Source organism: Sphingomonas melonis (genome assembly GCF_013409985.1).
In the GTDB taxonomy this organism is placed as follows: domain Bacteria; phylum Pseudomonadota; class Alphaproteobacteria; order Sphingomonadales; family Sphingomonadaceae; genus Sphingomonas; species Sphingomonas melonis_A.
This window is the reverse complement of record NZ_JACCBY010000001.1, coordinates 1,073,779-1,090,854: the sequence shown is the minus strand read 5'-3', so window position 1 is coordinate 1,090,854 and position 17,076 is coordinate 1,073,779. Positions and strand designations below refer to the sequence as shown.

The window sequence follows — 17,076 nt, the reverse complement described above, 5'->3', positions numbered from 1 at the left end:
ACCCGCGCCGGATATGACGTCGATTTCACCGCTCCGTCCGTCGCCCGACGCGCCGTTCGACATCGTCGGGTTCGATCTCGACGGTACACTGCTCGACAGCAGCGGCGACCTGACCGCCGCGGTCAACCATGCGCTCGCCTCGGTCGGCCGGCCGCCGCTCAGCGTCGCCGCGGTCAAGCCGATGATCGGCGGCGGCGCCCGGCGCATGCTGGCGCAGGGCATGGCGGCGACCGGCGGCTGCGACGAGGCGACGCTCGACGTGCTGCACCGGCGGCTGCTCGATCATTACGAGGCGCATATCGCCGACCTGACGCGGCCCTACCCCGGCGTGCTCGACGCGCTCGATGCGCTCGCCGCCCGCGGCGCACGGCTGGCGGTGGTGACCAACAAGCTCGAGGGGCTGGCGCGCAAGCTGCTCGGCGCACTCGACCTGACCGGTCGCTTCGCCTGCATCATCGGCGGCGACACAATGGGCCCGGGCAACGCCAAGCCCAGCCCCAAGCCGATCTACGAGATGCTCGCGCGCTGCGGCGGCGGCACCGCGGCCTTCGTCGGCGATTCGATCTTCGACATCGAGGCGGGGAAAGCGGCGGGACTGCCGACGGTCGCCTGCGCGTTCGGCTTCCTGATGCAGCCGGTGGCGGAACTCGGCGCCGATGCGGTGATCGACGGCTATGACGACCTGATCCCGACGCTGGAACGGCTGGCGGCACGATAACGCGGCGGGGCGTTTCGGCCTAACGCCGCCACTTCGCCCAGAGGTGCCGCGCCAGCATCGCCGGGGGCATGCGCAGCCAGTGCGAGCGGACGTAGAAGGCAAGCCTCGTCGCCGGGCGGATCGGCCGCCCCCAGTCGTCGCGCGCCAGCAGGCGGCGCAGGTAGAGGGCATCGGCCGGCCGCGGCTGATGATAGACCGGATCGACCGGCGTCGCGAACAGCCGGTGCGTCAGTCTCAGCGCGCGCGCCACCTCGCGCGACAGGCCGTGATGCGCCGCCCGCGCGGTCAGCCCCGCCACCCCGTGATCGTCGATCAGGCAGTGGATGTCCCACAGGTTGCGCAGGCCGCCGGCAAGATCGCCGTCGGCGAACAGATGCGCCGCCGCATGGACCAGCATGTCGTTCGCCGAAAGCACCGACAGCCCGTTGCCGAGCGGCTGCGCCCCTGCGAGCAGCGCCGCCGCATCGGGCGTGACGCGCGCGGTGAGCGGCAGGATCGTGTGGTGGACATCGATCATCCGGTCGCGGTCGCGGTGGATCAGCGGCGGCAGCTCGTGCATCCAGCGCCGGTAATAGGCGTCGTCATAGGGATCGGGCTTCACCCATTCCCAGCCCGCCGCGAGCAGCGCCGCCTCGACGGCATCGAGCGATCCGCGCGGCACGAGGATGTCGAGGTCGCCGATCGACCGTCCACGTCCGGCGAGCAGCCCGGCGGCGACGAACGCCGTGCCCTTGAGCAGCACGACCGGGCAGCCGAGCGGCGCGAGCGCCCGCCGTGCCATCTCCGCCTCCCACAGAGCAGCGCGGCGGCCGGTCTCCGCGGCGGCGCGCGCGTCGGCGAGCAGCAGCGCGACATCCTCGGGCAGCGGCAGGCCGTGGAGGCGGTAGGCGAGCGTGCCGAGCAACTGCTCCGCGCGCGCCGTGGTGACCAGCCCGATCCAGTCGGTGTCGAGCGCCAGCGACTGCGGGTCGGCGAGCGCGCGGGCGAGGGTCAGAGCGTCCGCCACACCGCCTCCACCTGCTCGATCGCCGCGGCGCCGTCGGGGTAATCGATCGCGTGGGCCGGCGTCTCGCGCACCAGCCGCGTCAGGGCGGCGAACCCCGCCTCGCCGAGCGCGACGTAATTGGTCGAGGCCTGGGTCAGCCGCACGAAAGATTCGGAGGGCAGCACGCCGCGCGTCTCCGCCGCGAAGCCGTGGCGCGGGTAGAGCAGCAGCGCCGGCGCCGCGGGCTCGTCCATCGCGCCGACCGCAAGCGCATCCGGCACCATATGGCGGATGTCACCCTTGGGCGTGCCGGTGAGCAACGGCCCGAGCTTGGCATCGGGGCGCGCGGCGACGGCGGCGGCGATCGCGGCATTCTTGAGGCTGATCAGGCGCGGAAACGGGTGGACGAGCCCGGTCTCCGGATCGACCAGCGCGAATTCGTCGCTCATGAACCGCCAGCCGCGCGCGGCGAGCAGCGTCGCCAGCGTCGACTTGCCCGCACCGGATTCGCCGGTGAGCAGCAGCGCGCGCCCGTCCCGCTCGACGCAGGCGGCGTGGAGCAGCAGATAGCGGCGCCCGCCCAATGCCAGCTGCAGGTTCATCGCCATCTCGGCGGCGAGCAACCCCTGCGCGAGCGGCAGCGGCGCCGCCTCGGGCAGCATATAGTCGCCGCCGATGCGGATCGACGGCCGGACCCAGCGCCGCCACCAGTGCGTCGCCTCCAGCCGCACGGTGAAGTCGGGCAGGTTGGGCGAGGGGTAATAGCGATAGAGGTCGCGCAGCGCCTCGATCGGGCCCGGCCAGTCGCTGCCGACGCGAAAGCCGATCGGGCCGATGCGCACGGTGAAGACGTGCCTCATAGCGCCTCGACCAGCCCCGCCGCGACCAGCTCGTCGAGCCGCGCGACGAGCGCGTCACGGTCGGCGTCGGCGAGGTCGAACCGCTCGCCGAGCCGGACGAGCAGGGTGTCCAGATCGAGCGGCGCGTCGGCGAGCAGCGCGACGATCTCCGGCGCGGGGCTGACAAGCAGATGGGTGATGCCGGACGGGCGATGGAAGACGGCGGTGAACGCGTCGAGTTCGGCGGTCAGCAGCGCCGCGTCGGTCGGGGCGCGGTAGCGCACGGCGTCAGCCGCGCGGCATCTGCAACGACGCGAAGCAGGTGAACCCGCCCTGCCCGCGCTGCAGCCTGCGGATATAGCTCACATAGGCGCGGTTGCTCTCGTAGGTCGTGCCGGGCAGCTGCGCGCCGGCGAGCGCGCGCTTGACCTCCTGGCCCTTGAACGGGCGCGGCGCGGGTGGAAACGCACCCCTGGTGCCCGGCGCGACGACGTTGCCAGCCGGGTCGATGAAGCGACCGGCGCGGCCGAGATCGGGCACGGGGATCTCGCAGGTCATCACCGAACCCGCGGTCTGCGCGAGCGCCGGCCGGATCGATACCACCGCGCCGGCAGTCACCGCGCCGAGCATCAGCACGCGCCGCCGGCTGGCGACGCCGGCATCGCCCGGCTTCGCCGGTCCCGCCTGCGCTGGATTGTGGCCGTCGACCGGCGTCTCGTCACTCATGGCACCCCTGCTAGCGCCACTGCCTTTCACATTCGCTAACCACTGGCAAGCGCAGGAAATGTGCGGTCGCGGGACGGGGCGGAAATTCCGATGCGACGGTCGGGGTCGCTGAAGTCGCCGGGCCCCCTCCGTCACCGCTTCGCCGCGTCACCTCCCCCTCGGCGGGGGAGGCCATGGCAGATGGGCGCAAATGGGATTCCTTCGTGTTCCAAACCCACCCCGTCACCCCGGAACACGTCCGGGGTGACGAAGCTGATGAGGAAACCGGTCGATCCTCATGACCCGCAGCCCAATGCGATTGCCCTGCTTGGCGCGGGACCGCTTGGCGTAAGCCGAGTGGTGGTGGTGGTGGACGGGCCGGGAGCGTCGCGACCCGCTCCCGAGGCTTGTGGCGACATCCCCCCTCCCCGCCGCCGCCAAGCTCGGCTAGCCAGTCGGCATGGCTTCCCGATTCGTCCCACGGCTCAGCGGCGCGCTGGGAATCGCCTTCGGCACCGGCGCCGGCGTGTTCCTCGTCGACGGGCGGCCCGATGGCGCAGCGGTCGCCTTCGTCGGCGCGGTGGCAGCGGCGCTCGCCGGCATGGGGCGCGGCGACCAGGGCATCGCCGCCGCACGCCACGCCGGGCCCGACGCCACCGTCCTGCTCGGCGAGGTGATCGACGTCATCGCCGAGCCGGTGCTGCTGGTGCGCGGCGGCGTCGTCACCTGCGCCAATACCGCGGCGCGGGCGCTGCTCGGCCGCCATATCATCGGCGAGGACGTGCGCGTCGCGATCCGCCACCCCGCCGCCGCCGACCGGCTGACCTCGCATGCCCCGTTGCCCGGCCGCCCGGTCGAACTGGTCGGCCTCGGCACCCCCGACCAGCGTTGGGAAATGCGCACCGGCGAGACGGCGGACGGCGCGCGCATCGTCCACCTGATCGACCAGTCCGGCAATTATGCCGCCGAGAAGATGCGCGTCGACTTCGTCGCCAACGCCAGCCACGAATTGCGCACCCCGCTCGCCTCGATCCTCGGCTTCATCGAGACGCTGAACGAGGAGGCGGGCGAGGACCCTGGGTTGCGCAAGCGCTTCCTCGACGTGATGTTCGCCGAGGCGCGGCGGATGCAGCGGCTGGTCGAGGATCTGATCTCGCTGAGCCGGATCGAGGCGGAGAAATACCGGCTGCCCGGCGAGCGGCTGTCGCTGAGCGAATTGCTGGAGGACGTCGCCGCCGAGATCGCCGCCGCGCACAGCCCGCGCGCGCAGGACGTCGGCGTGACCATCGATCCCGACCTCCCCGAAGTGGTCGGCGACGAGGCGCAATTGTCGCAGCTGCTGCACAATCTCATCGGCAATGCGATGAAATACGGCCGGCCGGGCACGCCAGTGACGGTGACGCTGGGGCTCGATTCCTCGGGGCTGCTGCGCCTCACCGTCGCCGACGAGGGCGAGGGAATCGCACCCCAGCATATCCCGCGGCTGACCGAACGCTTCTATCGCGTCGATCCCGGCCGCAGCCGCAGCGTCGGCGGCACCGGACTCGGCCTCGCGATCGTCAAGCATATCGTCGAGCGCCATCGCGGCCGGCTCGACATCGCGAGCAAGGTCGGCGTCGGCACCAGCGTCACCGTCGCGCTGCCGCCCGCCGACACGATCGCCGAAGCCGGTGTCATCAAAGGGTAACGCAACCGTCACACAGGCGGATCGTGGCGGCGCTGAGTCGCTCGCGGGGAAACGATGCGCCTTCTCTTTCTTGGCCCGCTGGTGGTGTGGGCGCTCTGCCTCGCGGGCTGTCAGGACCAGGCGAACGGCGGCGGCGGCGGCGCGCGCGACCAGATCACCGCGGTGGGATCGTCGACCGTCTACCCCTTCACCACGCTGGTCGCCGAGACGTTCGTCGCCAATCATCCCGATGCCAAGGCACCGGTGATCGAGTCGACCGGCACGGGTGCGGGGATGCGACTGTTCTGCGCGGGACTGGGTGCGGCGCATCCCGATATCGAGGATGCCTCGCGGCGGATGAAGCGCAGCGAATATGCGATCTGCGCCGCGAACAACGTCGGGCCGATCATGGAAATCCAGATCGGCATCGACGGCATCGCCTTCGCCGAGGCGAAGAACGGGCCGGGCATGATGCTCACCCCCGCCGATCTCTACCGTGCGCTGGCCGCTGCGCCGGGCGGGCGGCCCAATCGCGCGCAGGTGTGGCGCGACGTCAATCCGGCGCTGCCGGCGACGCCGATCCAGGTCTACGGCCCGCCCGCGACCAGCGGCACCCGCGACGCGCTCGCCGAGCTGATCCTGACCCGCGGCTGCGAGGCGATCGATCCGCGCGCCAAGATGCTCGGCGACACAGATCCCGAGGCGCACAAGATCCTGTGCACGCGGGTGCGCGAGGACGGGACCTATGTCGATGCCGGCGAGAACGACAATCTGATCGTCCAGAAACTGTCCGCCAATCCCGATGCGATCGGCGTCTTCGGCTACAGCTATCTCGAACAGAATGCCGGCACGGTGAACGGCGTCGCGATCGACGGGGTCAAGCCGAGCTATGCGACGATCGCCGCGGGCGCCTATCCGGGTTCGCGGCCGCTCTACCTGTACGTCAAGGTCGCGCATCTGAAAGCGATTCCGGGGCTCAAGGATTTCCTCACCGCTTATGCCGCCGCCTGGGGGCCGGACGGTCCGCTCGTCCGCCGCGGCCTGATCGCCGCACCCGAAGCGGTGCGTACGAAGGCGGCGGCGGTGGTGGCGCACGAGACGCCGCTCGATCCGGCGGACCTGCCGTCATGACGCGCGCTACGCCGCCCAAACCCATGCCGTCACCCCGGGCTCGGTCCGGGGTCCACTCTGCGGCGAGGAGCGCCGTGCGTGCCTCCAGCCGTGCCCCTGCGGCGCGGTGGACCCCGGACCACGTCCGGGGTGCCGGGATGTATGTGGCGGGGTTCGCGTCATGAGCGGCCTTGCCATCACGCTCGTCGTCTTCGGTCTCGCGTTGATCGGCTGGCTCGCCGCGCGGATGCGGGCGGCGACGTTCCGGACGCCGGGGCGCGCGCGCTTCACCGCTCTGCCTGTCCACTACGGCTATTACGTCGGCATCTGCGCGCTGGTGCCGCCGCTGGTCTTCCTCGCGATATGGAGCCTGACCGCGCCGGCGCTGGTCACCGACGCGGTGCTCGCCACGCCCGCCGCCGCGGCGCTGCCGCCGCCCGGGTTCGAGCGCGCATCGATCCTGTCGGAAGCGCGCGAGCTCGGCGCGGGGCGCGGCTATGGCGCCTTCCACGATCTGTCGGCGACGCTCGCCCCCGCTTATGCCGCGGCGCAGAAGCGCTACGACTGGATCGCCACCGCGGTCGCGCTGCTGCTCGCCTTCGCCGGCGGCGGCTTCGCCTTCACCCGCGTCCGCCCGGATTTCGGCGCGCGGACGCAGGTCGAACGCGTCGTGATGCTGCTGCTGCTGGCCGCCTCGCTGATCGCGATCCTGACCACCGTCGGCATCGTCGCGTCGTTGCTCTACGAATCCGGCCGCTTCTTCCAGATCGTGCCGATCGGCGACTTCCTGTTCGGCACGCACTGGAGCCCGCAGGTGATCGATGCGCGCGATCCCGGCGCCAGCCTCGGCGCGGTGCCGCTGTTCTGGGGCACCTTCTTCATCGGCGCGGTAATCGCGATGGCGGTCGCCATCCCGTTCGGGCTGATGAGCGCGATCTACCTCACCCAATATGCGCATGCGACGACGCGCGCGTGGCTGAAGCCGGTGCTCGAGATGCTCGCCGGTGTGCCGACCGTCGTCTACGGCTATTTCGCCGCGCTCACCGTCGCACCGGCGGTACGCGAGCTCGGCGTGACGCTCGGTATCGCCAACGCCTCGTCGGAGAGCGCGCTGGCGGCGGGCGCGGTGATGGGGATCATGATCATCCCCTTCGTCTCGTCGATGGCGGACGATTCGATCGCCGCGGTCCCGTCCGCGATGCGCGACGGCAGCCTGGCGATGGGGGCGACGCAGTCGGAGACGATCCGCCGCGTCATCCTGCCCGCCGCGCTGCCCGGCGTCGTCGGCGGCATCCTGCTCGCGGTCTCCAGAGCGATCGGCGAGACGATGATCGTCGTCATGGCGGCGAGCGGCGTCGCGACGCTCACTGCCAATCCCTTCGCCAGCACGACGACCGTCACCAAGCAGATCGTCGACCTGCTCACCGGCGAAGCGGAGTTCGACAGCGCCAAGACGCTCGCCGCCTTCGCGCTCGGCCTCACCCTGTTCGTCATCACGCTGGCGCTCAACATCGTCGCGCTGACCGTCGTGAAACGCTATCGGGAAGCCTATGAATAAGTCGCGCCTGCCCACCGACTGGACGGCGGCGTCGGTCCAGCGGCGCACGCGGCGGCGCTATGCCGCCGAGCGGCGCTTCCGCCTGACCGGCCTTGCCGCGGTATGGCTGTCGGCGGCGTTCCTCGCCTTCCTGCTCGCCAGCATGGTGTGGCAGGGGATGAGCGGCTTCCGCCAGACGCGCGTCGCGCTGCCGATCGACTTCGCCGCGGCGCGACTGGCGGTGACGCCGGCGCAAGTGCAGGGGCGCGGTGCCGACCTGGCGCTCGCCGGTGCCGGGCTGGAAGGTATCGTGGATCGCGCCGCGACGCAGGCGTTCGGCCCGGACGGCGCCGAGCTGATCTCGGATGGCGCGTGGCTGGTCGTGCGCGACGCGGTGAAGCGCGACCCCGCGATACTGCGCGGTCGCGCGACGATCGCGGTGCCGGTGGCAAGCGCGCTCGATGTCGCCGCCAAGCACGACGGCACGCCCGCCGCCGAGGCCGCGGTCGCACGCTTGCAGGCCCGCGGGCAGCTGACGACGGGGTGGAGCATCGGCTTCCTCACCGCCGCCGATTCCACCGACCCGACGCGGGTCGGCATCTGGGGCGCGCTCAAGGGCTCGCTGCTGACGATGGCGGTGACGATCGCGCTCGCCTTCCCGATCGGCGTGCTCGCCGCGCTCTACCTCGAGGAATATGCGCCGCGGAACCGCTGGACCGACCTGATCGAGGTGTCGATCAACAATCTCGCCGCGGTGCCGTCGATCATCTTCGGCCTGCTCGGCCTCGCGGTGTTCCTCGGCACCTTCCACCTGCCGCGTTCGGCGCCGCTGGTCGGCGGGCTGACGCTGGCGCTGATGACGATGCCGGTGATCGTCATCACCGGCCGCAACGCGATCAAGGCGGTGCCGCCGTCGATCCGCGACGCCGCGCTCGCGGTCGGCGCGTCGCCGGTGCAGGTGGTGTTCGACCATGTCCTCCCCCTCGCGCTGCCCGGCATCCTCACCGGCACGATCATCGGCATGGCGCGCGCGCTCGGCGAGACCGCGCCGCTGCTGATGATCGGCATGCGCGCGTTCATCGCCGCGCCGCCGTCGCGCCTTACCGATCCCGCCACCGTGCTGCCGGTGCAGATCTTCCTGTGGTCCGACGATGTCGACCGCGGCTTCGTCGAGAAGACGTCGGCGGCGATCATCATCCTGCTCGTCGTGCTGCTCGCGATGAACGGGCTCGCCATCTACCTCCGCAACAAATTCGAGACCCGCTGGTGACCCCGAAGATGCCCGCCCACCCCAAGATCGCGGCAAAGGGGGTCAGCGTCTTCTACGGCGCCAAACAGGCGATCGACCACGTCTCGATCGACGTCGACCAGGACAATGTCCTGGCCTTCATCGGACCCTCGGGCTGCGGCAAGTCGACCTTCCTGCGCACGCTCAACCGGATGAACGACACCGTCGCCTCGGCGCGGGTCACCGGCGAGATCCTGCTCGACGGCGAGGACATCTATGCCAGCGGCATGGACGTGGTGCAGCTGCGCGCGCGCGTCGGCATGGTGTTCCAGAAGCCCAATCCCTTCCCCAAGTCGATCTACGAGAACGTCGCCTACGGCCCGCGCATCCACGGCCTCGCCACCGCGCGCGCCGATCTCGACGCGCTGGTCGAGCAATCGCTGCGCCGCGCCGGCCTGTGGGACGAGGTCAAGGACCGCCTGTCGGACAGCGGCACCGCGCTGTCGGGCGGCCAGCAGCAGCGGCTGTGCATCGCGCGCGCGATCGCGGTCGATCCCGAGGTGATCCTGATGGACGAGCCGTGCAGCGCGCTCGACCCGATCGCCACCGCCAAGATCGAGGAGCTGATCCACGAGCTGAAGGGCCGCTACGCGATCGTCATCGTCACCCACAACATGCAGCAGGCGGCGCGCGTCTCGCAGCAGACCGCCTTCTTCCACCTCGGCCAGCTCGTCGAGTTCGGTGCGACCAGCGACATCTTCACCAACCCGCGGGAGGAGCGCACCCGCGATTACATCACCGGCCGCTACGGCTGAGGGGACGGGCATGCCATTGGACCATACCGTCAAGGCATTCGATGCCGATATCGGCCAGTTGCGGGGGATGATCTCGCAGATGGGCGGCCTCGCCGAGGATGCCATCGCGCAGGCGATGCAGGCGCTCGCCCGCCCCGATCCGGCGCTCGCCGCCCGCGTGCGTGCCGACGACAAGGCGATCGACGCGATCGAGGCGGAGGTCGAGCGGCTCGCGGTGCGGATCATCGCCTTGCGCGCGCCGATGGCGGTCGACCTGCGCGAGGTCGTCGCCGCGCTCAAGATCGCCGCGGTGGTCGAGCGGATCGGCGACTATGCCAAGAACATCGCCAAGCGCGTGCCGATGATCGCCAATGCCACCGATGGCGGCGATCACCGGATCGAGCCGATCTCGCTGCTGCCGTCGATGGCGCGGATGGCGAGCGACATGGTCCGCCAGGCGCTCGACGCCTTCGCCGCGCGCGATGCCCAGGCGGCGGTGCGCGTCGTCAACAGCGATGCCGCGCTCGACGATTTCTACGACAGCATCTTTCGTACTCTCGTCACCTACATGGTGGAGAACCCGCGCACGATCAGCCAGGTCGCGCACCTGCTGTTCGTCGCCAAGAACCTGGAGAGGATCGGCGACCACGCGACCAACGTCGCCGAGATGGTCTATTTCGCCGCAACCGGAACCCAGATGGCCGACCGCGACCGCGGCGGCCCGGACAAGGACTTACCCTGATGGCCCGCGCCTCCATGCTGCTGGTCGAGGACGATGCCGCCCTCGCCGAACTGCTCATCTATCACTTCAAGCGCGAGGATTTCGAGGTCGCGCACACCCCCGACGGGGAGGAAGCGCTGCTGCTCGCCAAGGAGAAGGCGCCCGATATCGTGCTGCTCGACTGGATGGTCGAGGGGCTGTCGGGCATCGAGGTGTGCCGCCGCCTGCGCCGGATGACCGAGACGCAGAACGTGCCGATCATCATGCTGACCGCCCGCGGCGAGGAAGAGGACCGCATCCGCGGGCTCGAGACCGGCGCCGACGATTACGTCACGAAGCCCTTTTCGCCGCGCGAACTGGTCGCACGGGTCAGCGCGGTGCTGCGCCGCGTCCGCCCGGCGCTGGCCGGCGAGGCGCTGACCTATGACGACATCGAGATGGACACCGTCGGCCACAAGGTCCGCCGCTCGGGCGAGGTGGTGCCGCTCGGGCCGACCGAATTCCGGCTGCTCAAGCATTTCCTCGAACATCCCGGTTGGGTGTTCAGCCGCGAACGGCTGCTCGACGCGGTGTGGGGCCACGACAGCGACATCGAAAGCCGCACCGTCGACGTCCACATCCGCCGCCTGCGCAAGGCGATCAACGTCGGCAACCGCCCGGACCTGATCCGCACGGTGCGCTCGGCGGGCTATTCGCTGGACTCGGGCGCCTGAGGCATCGCGTCGTCGCGTGACGGGCGGGGCGCGGCGGGGCGGAGCCTTCCGCGCGTCCCTGCGAACACGCGCCTCGCGCCCGGCGAAATAGAATCGGACGCGAAACGATGGAGAAAAGTCCGCAGTGGGACGTTGGGCGCGAGCGTTGATACGAACTGACGCATGAGATTCGATAGGAGATCCCGCGATGAAGCTCATTCTGCTGGCCGCCACGGCCCTGATCGCCGCCCCCGTCATGGCGCAGACCACTCCGGCGCCGAGCGACGCCCAGACGACCACGCCGGCTGATCCCGCGACCACGACCCCGGCCGATCCCGCGGCCTCGCCCGCACCCGCCGATGCGACCACGGCTCCGGCGCCGACGCCCCAGGCGAGCACGCCTGCGCCCGCGACCACCGGTGCGACGCCCGCCGGCGGCTACGCGCCGAGCGCGCCCGCGGTGAGCGGCGGCACCCCCGGTGCCAGCCTGCCGCCGGTGTTCCGCCCCGCGCCCAGCCCGGACCAGGCCTTCCCGGCGCCCGCGCCGCTCGCCAAATACCCGGTCTGCAAGAAGGGCCAGTACGACCAGTGCATCCAGCGCGGCGGCAAGAAGTAAGCCGTTGCCGGCAGCCGGGCTGACCGGTTGCCAGATGCTACCGACCGTTTAGGGAAAGGCGCTCCATCACCACGAGGAGCGCCTTTTCCATGTCCCCCATCCGCTTCGACGGCCGCGTGGCCATCGTCACCGGCGCCGGCGGCGGCCTCGGTCGCCATTATGCGCTGGAACTCGCCAGGCGCGGGGCGCGCGTGGTGGTCAACGACCTCGGCGGCGCGCGCGACGGCACCGGCCACAGCGATGCCGCGCTGGCGGTGGTGGAGGAGATCCGCGCCGCGGGCGGCGAGGCGATGTCCAACGGCGGCAACGTCGCCGAATATGAGCAGATGGCCGACATGGTCGCGCAGGCGAAAGCGGCCTGGGGCGGCGTCCACATCCTAATCAACAACGCCGGCGTGCTGCGCGACAAGACCTTCGCCAAGATGGACCCGGCCGATTTCGAGTTCGTCGTCCGCATCCACCTGCTCGGCTCCGCATTCGCCACCAAGGCCTGCTGGGAGACGTTCCGCGAGCAGAATTACGGCCGCGTGCTGATGACCTCGTCGTCGAGCGGCCTGTTCGGCAATTTCGGCCAGGCGAATTACGGCGCGGCGAAGCTCGGCATCGCCGGCCTGACCAAGACGCTGGCGCTGGAAGGTGCCAAGAACGACATTCGCGTCAACACGATCGCACCGACCGCCGGCACACGGATGACCGAGGACCTGTTCCCCGCCGCCGCCTTCCAGGCGTTCGCGCCCGAGAAGGTCGCGCCCGGCGCGCTCTATCTCGTCAGCGAGGATGCACCGACAAACGTCATCCTCGGCGCCGGCGCGGGCGCCTTCCAGGCCTCGTACGTGACGCTGACGCCGGGTGCGCTGCTGACCGGCGACGATCTATCGCCCGAAGGCGTCGCGGCGCACTGGCAGGCGATCACCGACCGCGCCGGCGAGACCGTGCCCCGGACCGGCGCCGAACAGGCGATGACGATCGCGGCGCTGCTACAGGGCGGATGAGGCGTACGCGCCCGCGGCGCTTCGCCCCGGGCGCGTCAGTCGACCAGCTTCATCAGCCGCCGCTCGACCGGCGCCAGCACCGGCCCCAGTTCGTGGCCACGCTTGAGCACCACGCCCTGCTCGCCGATCAGCGCCCACATCCCCTGTCGCCCGCGCAGCGCCGGGCGTTTCTCGATCCGGAATTCGGGACGTTCGGCTGCGCGGCGGAAGGCGGCGAAGACCGCAGCATCCCTGCCGAGCTCCAGCGCATAATCCTTCCAATGCCCGGCCGCGACCATCCGGCCATACAGGTCGAGAATGCGGTTCAATTCGAGCCGCTCGAAGCCGACCTGCGTCGGCTTGCCGGCATGCGGAAACGGTGTGACGATACCCATCAGGCGCGATCACGCTCCGCTTCGCCGCTTTGTTCCCCGAGCAGCGCATCGAGCCGCTTGCGCATCGATTCGAGTTCGCAGCGCATGATCTCCATCTTCTGCGTCGCGGGATCGAACAGGTCGCTGCACGGCGTGCCATAGGGGACGAAGCGCGACGGCGTCGCGGCGGCGCCGCCCTCGACCATCGTCGCGCGGGCGGGGATGCCGACCATCACCGCGCCCTCGGGCACGTCGCGGGTCACCACCGCATTGGCGCCGACCCGCGCACGCGTGCCGACCAGGATCGGGCCGAGCACCTGCGCGCCCGATCCGATGATGACGCCATCCGCCAGCGTCGGGTGGCGCTTGCCGGCGACGCCATTGTCGGGGCTGGTCCCGCCGAGCGTGACGCATTGGTAGATGGTGACGTCGTCGCCGATCTCCGCGGTTTCGCCGATCACGACGAAACCGTGATCGATGAAGAAGTTACGGCCGATGGTCGCGCCGGGATGGATGTCGATCGCGGTCCAGGCGCGGGCGATGTGGTTGACCAGCCGCGCCAGGAAGTAGAGCCGCCGCCGGTACAGCGCATGCGCGATACGGTGGAAGCCGATCGCCCAGACGCCGGGATAGAGCAGGATCTCGGCACGCGAATGCGGAGCCGGGTCGCGCGCCTTGATCGAATCCAGATAGGCGGCCAAGCGTCCGAACATGCGCCAACGTCTCCCGAGCAGATGCGCGAATGTAATCGGTCGATCCGCAAATTGCCATGGCCGGGCGGCACAGCTTGGGTACGACAAAGCCCAGCTTTGTTGTAGGATTTGGTGCCGCCGTGCACGATGACCCGGATGTGCCGGGTTTGTCGAACCCGCAATCCTGCCGGAGAGATGATTGCCGATGCCAGATTTCCTCCTCGCCATCGACTGGACCCAGGTGCTGCCGTTCATTGCGATCGGCTTTGCCGCCCAGGTCGTCGACGGGGCGCTCGGCATGGCGTTCGGCGTGATCAATTCGACCCTGCTGGTCACGGTGATGGGCGTGCCCCCCGCGGTCGCCTCGGCGAGCGTGCATGCGGTCGAGACCTTCACCACCGCCGCCTCCGGGATCAGCCACATCGCGCATCGCAACGTCGACTGGAAGCTGTTCCGCAAGCTCGTCATCCCCGGCGTTATCGGCGCGATCCTCGGTGCGACGCTGCTCAGCAATATCGACGCCTCGGTCGCCAAGCCGTTCGTGATGACCTATCTCGCCTGTATCGGCCTCTATCTGCTGTTCCGCGCGGTAAAGGGCCGGATCGAGCCGCGCACGCCGAAGGTGATCGCGCCGCTCGGCCTCGTCGGCGGCTTTCTCGACGCCGCGGGCGGCGGCGGCTGGGGTCCGGTGGTGACGTCGAACCTGCTGATCCAGGGCGCGACGCCGCGCCATACGATCGGCACCGTCAACACCGCCGAATTCTTCCTGACCGCCACCGCCTCGGTCACCTTCTTCGTCGCGCTCGGCTGGTCGGCGTTCACCTTGCACACGCTCGGCATCCTGATCGGCGGCCTCGTCGCGGCGCCGCTCGGCGGCGTTCTTGCCAAGCGCGTGCCGACTCGCGGGCTGATGGCGATGGTCGGCGTCCTGCTCACCCTGACCAGCGCCTGGTCGATCTACGCCGCACTCGCGAAATAACGCCGGCGGCACCGCAGGATGCGCAAAGCCGCACAAACGCGGGACTTTTTCCATTGATCGGCTGACCCGATCACTGCGTGCGAACAGATTGATTTTGCACTGCGGTATGAGCACCTATATCCGGTCCACACCATTCAACCGGAGACAACGCATGGCCCTCATCGGCAGCAAGCTGAAGCCGTTCACCACCCAGGCCTATAAGGAAGGCAAGTTCGTCAGCGTCAGCGACACGGACGTGCTGGGCAAGTGGGCGGTGTTCTTCTTCTACCCGGCGGACTTCACGTTCGTCTGCCCGACCGAGCTGGAAGACCTCGCCGACGTGTATCCGACGCTCCAGAAGATGGGCGTTGAAGTGTACAGCGTGTCGACCGACACCCACTTCAGCCACAAGGCCTGGCACGACAGCTCGCCGGCGATCGGCAAGATCAACTATTACATGCTGGGCGACCAGAACCATGTGATCAGCAACAATTTCGAGATCCTGCGCGAAGGCCAGGGCCTCGCCGATCGCGGCACCTTCGTGGTCGATCCCGACGGTGTGATCCAGCTGATCGAAGTGACCTCGGAAGGCGTCGGCCGCAATGCCGCCGAGCTGCTCCGCAAGATCAAGGCCGCGCAGTATATCGCCGCGCATCCGGGCGAAGTCTGCCCGGCGAAGTGGGAAGAGGGTGAGGAGACGCTCGCCCCCAGCCTCGACCTCGTCGGCAAGATCTGATCCTATCCCTGCCTCTCCCCGGGGCAGGTTGATCGCGGCCCGGGGTGGTTCCCTCCGCCCCGGGCCGCTTGTTTTTTGAAGACGCACAATTTCGGAGTGCCCCCATGCTTGACGCCAATCTGACGCAGCAGCTGAAGGCCTATCTGGTCAACATCCGCCAGCCCATCGAACTGGTCGCCAGCCTGGGCGACGACGCCAAGTCGCAGCAGATGCGCGAGCTGATCGACGAGATCGCCGCGCTCTCCGACCAGATCACCACCGCCACCGGCGACGATGCGCGCCGCCCCAGCTTCCTGATCCGCCGCACCGGCACCGACATCGGCGTCCGCTTCGCCGGCCTGCCGATGGGCCATGAGTTCACCTCGCTGGTGCTCGCACTGCTCCAGGTCGGCGGCCATCCGTCGAAGGCGGCACAGGAGCTGCTCGATCAGGTCCGCAGCCTCGACGGCGACTATCATTTCGAGACCTATTTCTCGCTGTCCTGCGCGAACTGCCCCGACGTGGTGCAGGCGCTCAACCTGATGGCGGTGCTCAACCCGCGCATCACCCACACCGCGATCGACGGCGCGCTGTTCCAGGACGAGGTGACGCAGCGCAAGGTCATGGCGGTGCCCACCGTCTTCCTCAACGGCGAGGTGTTCGGCCAGGGCCGGATGGAGCTGGAGCAGATCGTCGCCAAGCTCGACACCGGCGCGTCCGCCCGTGCCGCCGCGTCGATCGCTGCCAAGGACGCGTTCGACGTGCTCGTCGTCGGTGGTGGCCCGGCCGGCGCCGCGGCGGCAATCTACACCGCGCGCAAGGGCATCCGCACCGGCATCCTCGCCGAGCGGTTCGGCGGTCAGGTCGCCGACACGATGGCGATCGAGAATCTCGTTTCGGTGCCGCATACCGAGGGGCCGAAGCTGGTCGCCGACCTCGAGCGTCACGTGCGCGAATATGACGTCGACATCATGAACCTGCAGCGCGCCGAGAAGCTGATCCCGGCGCCCGAGGGCGGCCTGCACGAACTTGTGCTGGAGAATGGCGCGTCGCTCAAGGCGCGCACCGTCATCCTCTCGACCGGCGCGCGCTGGCGGCAGATGAACGTACCGGGCGAGGACGCGTACAAGAACAAGGGCGTGGCCTATTGCCCGCATTGCGACGGTCCGCTGTTCAAGGGCAAGCGCGTCGCGGTGATCGGCGGCGGCAATTCGGGCGTCGAGGCGGCGATCGATCTTGCCGGGCTGGTCGCGCACGTCACGCTGATCGAGTACGACACCGATTTGCGTGCCGATGCGGTGCTCCAGCGCAAGCTCGCCAGCCTGAACAATGTCACGATCATCACCTCGGCGCTGACCACCGAGGTGCATGGCGACGGCGACAAGGTGACCGCGCTCTCCTATCGTGATCGCAATCATGGCACGATGCACCGCGTCGAGCTGGAGGGGATTTTCGTGCAGATCGGGCTGGTGCCGAACACCGAATGGCTGTCGGGCGCGATCGCTCTGTCGCCGCGCGGCGAGATCGAGGTCGACGATCGCGGCCATACCTCGCAGCCGGGCATCTTCGCCGCGGGCGACGCGACCACGGTGCCGTTCAAGCAGATCGTGATCGCGATGGGCGAAGGGTCCAAGTCGGCGCTTGCCGCCTTCGACCATCTCATCCGCCTGCCCGCGGAAGAGACCCACGATTGGGAAGAAGCGGCGGAGTAAGTACCAAAGTCCTCCCCGGTACGGGGAGGTGGCACGGCGAAGC

The 17,076-nt window shown here is 69.5% G+C and carries 19 protein-coding genes; 13 read left to right on the top strand and 6 right to left on the bottom strand.

The genetic code is table 11. The features are described from left to right. Positions 1–13: 13 nt before the first annotated feature. Positions 14–718, top strand: coding sequence for an HAD-IA family hydrolase (locus HD841_RS05225; RefSeq protein WP_179507773.1), 705 nt, complete (start codon positions 14–16; stop codon positions 716–718). A gap of 19 nt (positions 719–737) precedes the next feature. Here the strand turns inward: HD841_RS05225 and HD841_RS05220 are convergent, their stop codons facing one another. Genes HD841_RS05220 through HD841_RS05205 form a run of 4 tightly spaced genes read right to left on the bottom strand, consistent with a single transcriptional unit; the run spans position 738 to position 3,268 of the window. Next, positions 738–1,724, bottom strand: coding sequence for a nucleotidyltransferase domain-containing protein (locus tag HD841_RS05220; RefSeq protein WP_179507772.1), 987 nt, complete (start codon positions 1,722–1,724; stop codon positions 738–740). After that, a complete protein-coding gene (locus HD841_RS05215; RefSeq protein ID WP_179507771.1) occupies positions 1,709–2,563 on the bottom strand; it encodes an HprK-related kinase A in 855 nt (284 codons plus the stop codon). The genes HD841_RS05220 and HD841_RS05215 overlap by 16 nt, the downstream gene beginning before the upstream one ends. After that, on the bottom strand, positions 2,560–2,826 hold the full coding sequence (locus HD841_RS05210) for an HPr-rel-A system PqqD family peptide chaperone (protein ID WP_179507770.1): 267 nt from the start codon (positions 2,824–2,826) through the stop codon (positions 2,560–2,562). The genes HD841_RS05215 and HD841_RS05210 overlap by 4 nt, the downstream gene beginning before the upstream one ends. A 4-nt stretch (positions 2,827–2,830) precedes the next feature. After that, the gene (locus HD841_RS05205; protein ID WP_179507769.1) at positions 2,831–3,268 is read right to left on the bottom strand and encodes a hypothetical protein; all 438 of its coding nucleotides are present in this window, start codon (positions 3,266–3,268) and stop codon (positions 2,831–2,833) included. Positions 3,269–3,707: 439 nt separating this feature from the next. On the opposite strand from HD841_RS05205, the gene HD841_RS05200 reads away from it, so the two are divergent. From HD841_RS05200 to HD841_RS05160, 9 genes are all read left to right on the top strand, one after another. Then, positions 3,708–4,934: an ATP-binding protein gene (locus HD841_RS05200; protein WP_179507768.1), complete on the top strand. Its 1,227-nt coding sequence runs from the start codon at positions 3,708–3,710 to the stop codon at positions 4,932–4,934. Between the two features lie 54 nt (positions 4,935–4,988). Beyond that, entirely contained in the window at positions 4,989–6,044 is a 1,056-nt protein-coding gene (locus HD841_RS05195) for a substrate-binding domain-containing protein (RefSeq protein ID WP_179507767.1), read from the top strand. A gap of 160 nt (positions 6,045–6,204) precedes the next feature. After that, entirely contained in the window at positions 6,205–7,581 is a 1,377-nt protein-coding gene (gene pstC / locus HD841_RS05190) for a phosphate ABC transporter permease subunit PstC (RefSeq protein WP_179507766.1), read from the top strand. Continuing rightward, a complete protein-coding gene (pstA, locus tag HD841_RS05185) occupies positions 7,574–8,830 on the top strand; it encodes a phosphate ABC transporter permease PstA (RefSeq protein ID WP_179507765.1) in 1,257 nt (418 codons plus the stop codon). The genes pstC and pstA overlap by 8 nt, the downstream gene beginning before the upstream one ends. A gap of 8 nt (positions 8,831–8,838) precedes the next feature. After that, on the top strand, positions 8,839–9,603 hold the full coding sequence (gene pstB, locus HD841_RS05180; protein ID WP_179508116.1) for a phosphate ABC transporter ATP-binding protein PstB: 765 nt from the start codon (positions 8,839–8,841) through the stop codon (positions 9,601–9,603). A gap of 10 nt (positions 9,604–9,613) precedes the next feature. Then, on the top strand, positions 9,614–10,324 hold the full coding sequence (gene phoU, locus HD841_RS05175; protein ID WP_179507764.1) for a phosphate signaling complex protein PhoU: 711 nt from the start codon (positions 9,614–9,616) through the stop codon (positions 10,322–10,324). Continuing rightward, on the top strand, positions 10,324–11,016 hold the full coding sequence (gene phoB, locus HD841_RS05170) for a phosphate regulon transcriptional regulator PhoB (protein ID WP_179507763.1): 693 nt from the start codon (positions 10,324–10,326) through the stop codon (positions 11,014–11,016). The genes phoU and phoB overlap by 1 nt, the downstream gene beginning before the upstream one ends. A 187-nt stretch (positions 11,017–11,203) precedes the next feature. Then, a complete protein-coding gene (locus tag HD841_RS05165; RefSeq protein ID WP_179507762.1) occupies positions 11,204–11,611 on the top strand; it encodes a hypothetical protein in 408 nt (135 codons plus the stop codon). 89 nt (positions 11,612–11,700) lie between these two features. Further along, positions 11,701–12,603 carry an SDR family NAD(P)-dependent oxidoreductase gene (locus HD841_RS05160; RefSeq protein WP_179507761.1) on the top strand — a complete coding sequence of 301 codons (903 nt, stop codon included), beginning with the start codon at positions 11,701–11,703 and terminating at the stop codon, positions 12,601–12,603. Between the two features lie 35 nt (positions 12,604–12,638). Here HD841_RS05160 and HD841_RS05155 read toward each other — a convergent pair whose 3' ends face one another. Next, positions 12,639–12,977, bottom strand: coding sequence for a DUF2794 domain-containing protein (locus tag HD841_RS05155; protein WP_179507760.1), 339 nt, complete (start codon positions 12,975–12,977; stop codon positions 12,639–12,641). Beyond that, positions 12,977–13,669, bottom strand: a complete 693-nt coding sequence (gene epsC, locus HD841_RS05150; protein ID WP_179507759.1) for a serine O-acetyltransferase EpsC — start codon at positions 13,667–13,669, stop codon at positions 12,977–12,979. Before epsC ends, HD841_RS05155 begins: the two co-directional genes overlap by 1 nt. Before the next feature lie 184 nt (positions 13,670–13,853). On the opposite strand from epsC, the gene HD841_RS05145 reads away from it, so the two are divergent. From HD841_RS05145 to ahpF, 3 genes are all read left to right on the top strand, one after another. After that, on the top strand, positions 13,854–14,627 hold the full coding sequence (locus tag HD841_RS05145) for a sulfite exporter TauE/SafE family protein (RefSeq protein ID WP_179507758.1): 774 nt from the start codon (positions 13,854–13,856) through the stop codon (positions 14,625–14,627). 151 nt (positions 14,628–14,778) lie between these two features. Continuing rightward, positions 14,779–15,342, top strand: coding sequence for an alkyl hydroperoxide reductase subunit C (gene ahpC, locus HD841_RS05140; RefSeq protein WP_179507757.1), 564 nt, complete (start codon positions 14,779–14,781; stop codon positions 15,340–15,342). Positions 15,343–15,446: 104 nt separating this feature from the next. Continuing rightward, positions 15,447–17,033, top strand: a complete 1,587-nt coding sequence (ahpF, locus tag HD841_RS05135) for an alkyl hydroperoxide reductase subunit F (protein WP_179507756.1) — start codon at positions 15,447–15,449, stop codon at positions 17,031–17,033. Positions 17,034–17,076: the final 43 nt, after the last annotated feature.

What these genes read in the sequence shown, in the direction of transcription:
- HD841_RS05225 (WP_179507773.1), top strand. Translation starts at nt 14, where the DNA reads ATGACGTCGATTTCACCGCTCCGTCCGTCGCCCGACGCGCCGTTCGAC.
- HD841_RS05215 (WP_179507771.1), bottom strand. Translation starts at nt 2,563, where the DNA reads ATGAGGCACGTCTTCACCGTGCGCATCGGCCCGATCGGCTTTCGCGTC.
- phoB (WP_179507763.1), top strand. Translation starts at nt 10,324, where the DNA reads ATGGCCCGCGCCTCCATGCTGCTGGTCGAGGACGATGCCGCCCTCGCC.
- ahpF (WP_179507756.1), top strand. Translation starts at nt 15,447, where the DNA reads ATGCTTGACGCCAATCTGACGCAGCAGCTGAAGGCCTATCTGGTCAAC.
- pstA (WP_179507765.1), top strand. Translation starts at nt 7,574, where the DNA reads ATGAATAAGTCGCGCCTGCCCACCGACTGGACGGCGGCGTCGGTCCAG.
- HD841_RS05165 (WP_179507762.1), top strand. Translation starts at nt 11,204, where the DNA reads ATGAAGCTCATTCTGCTGGCCGCCACGGCCCTGATCGCCGCCCCCGTC.
- pstB (WP_179508116.1), top strand. Translation starts at nt 8,839, where the DNA reads ATGCCCGCCCACCCCAAGATCGCGGCAAAGGGGGTCAGCGTCTTCTAC.
- HD841_RS05200 (WP_179507768.1), top strand. Translation starts at nt 3,708, where the DNA reads ATGGCTTCCCGATTCGTCCCACGGCTCAGCGGCGCGCTGGGAATCGCC.
- HD841_RS05155 (WP_179507760.1), bottom strand. Translation starts at nt 12,977, where the DNA reads ATGGGTATCGTCACACCGTTTCCGCATGCCGGCAAGCCGACGCAGGTC.
- HD841_RS05205 (WP_179507769.1), bottom strand. Translation starts at nt 3,268, where the DNA reads ATGAGTGACGAGACGCCGGTCGACGGCCACAATCCAGCGCAGGCGGGA.
- phoU (WP_179507764.1), top strand. Translation starts at nt 9,614, where the DNA reads ATGCCATTGGACCATACCGTCAAGGCATTCGATGCCGATATCGGCCAG.
- HD841_RS05145 (WP_179507758.1), top strand. Translation starts at nt 13,854, where the DNA reads ATGCCAGATTTCCTCCTCGCCATCGACTGGACCCAGGTGCTGCCGTTC.
- pstC (WP_179507766.1), top strand. Translation starts at nt 6,205, where the DNA reads ATGAGCGGCCTTGCCATCACGCTCGTCGTCTTCGGTCTCGCGTTGATC.
- HD841_RS05195 (WP_179507767.1), top strand. Translation starts at nt 4,989, where the DNA reads ATGCGCCTTCTCTTTCTTGGCCCGCTGGTGGTGTGGGCGCTCTGCCTC.
- HD841_RS05160 (WP_179507761.1), top strand. Translation starts at nt 11,701, where the DNA reads ATGTCCCCCATCCGCTTCGACGGCCGCGTGGCCATCGTCACCGGCGCC.
- epsC (WP_179507759.1), bottom strand. Translation starts at nt 13,669, where the DNA reads ATGTTCGGACGCTTGGCCGCCTATCTGGATTCGATCAAGGCGCGCGAC.
- ahpC (WP_179507757.1), top strand. Translation starts at nt 14,779, where the DNA reads ATGGCCCTCATCGGCAGCAAGCTGAAGCCGTTCACCACCCAGGCCTAT.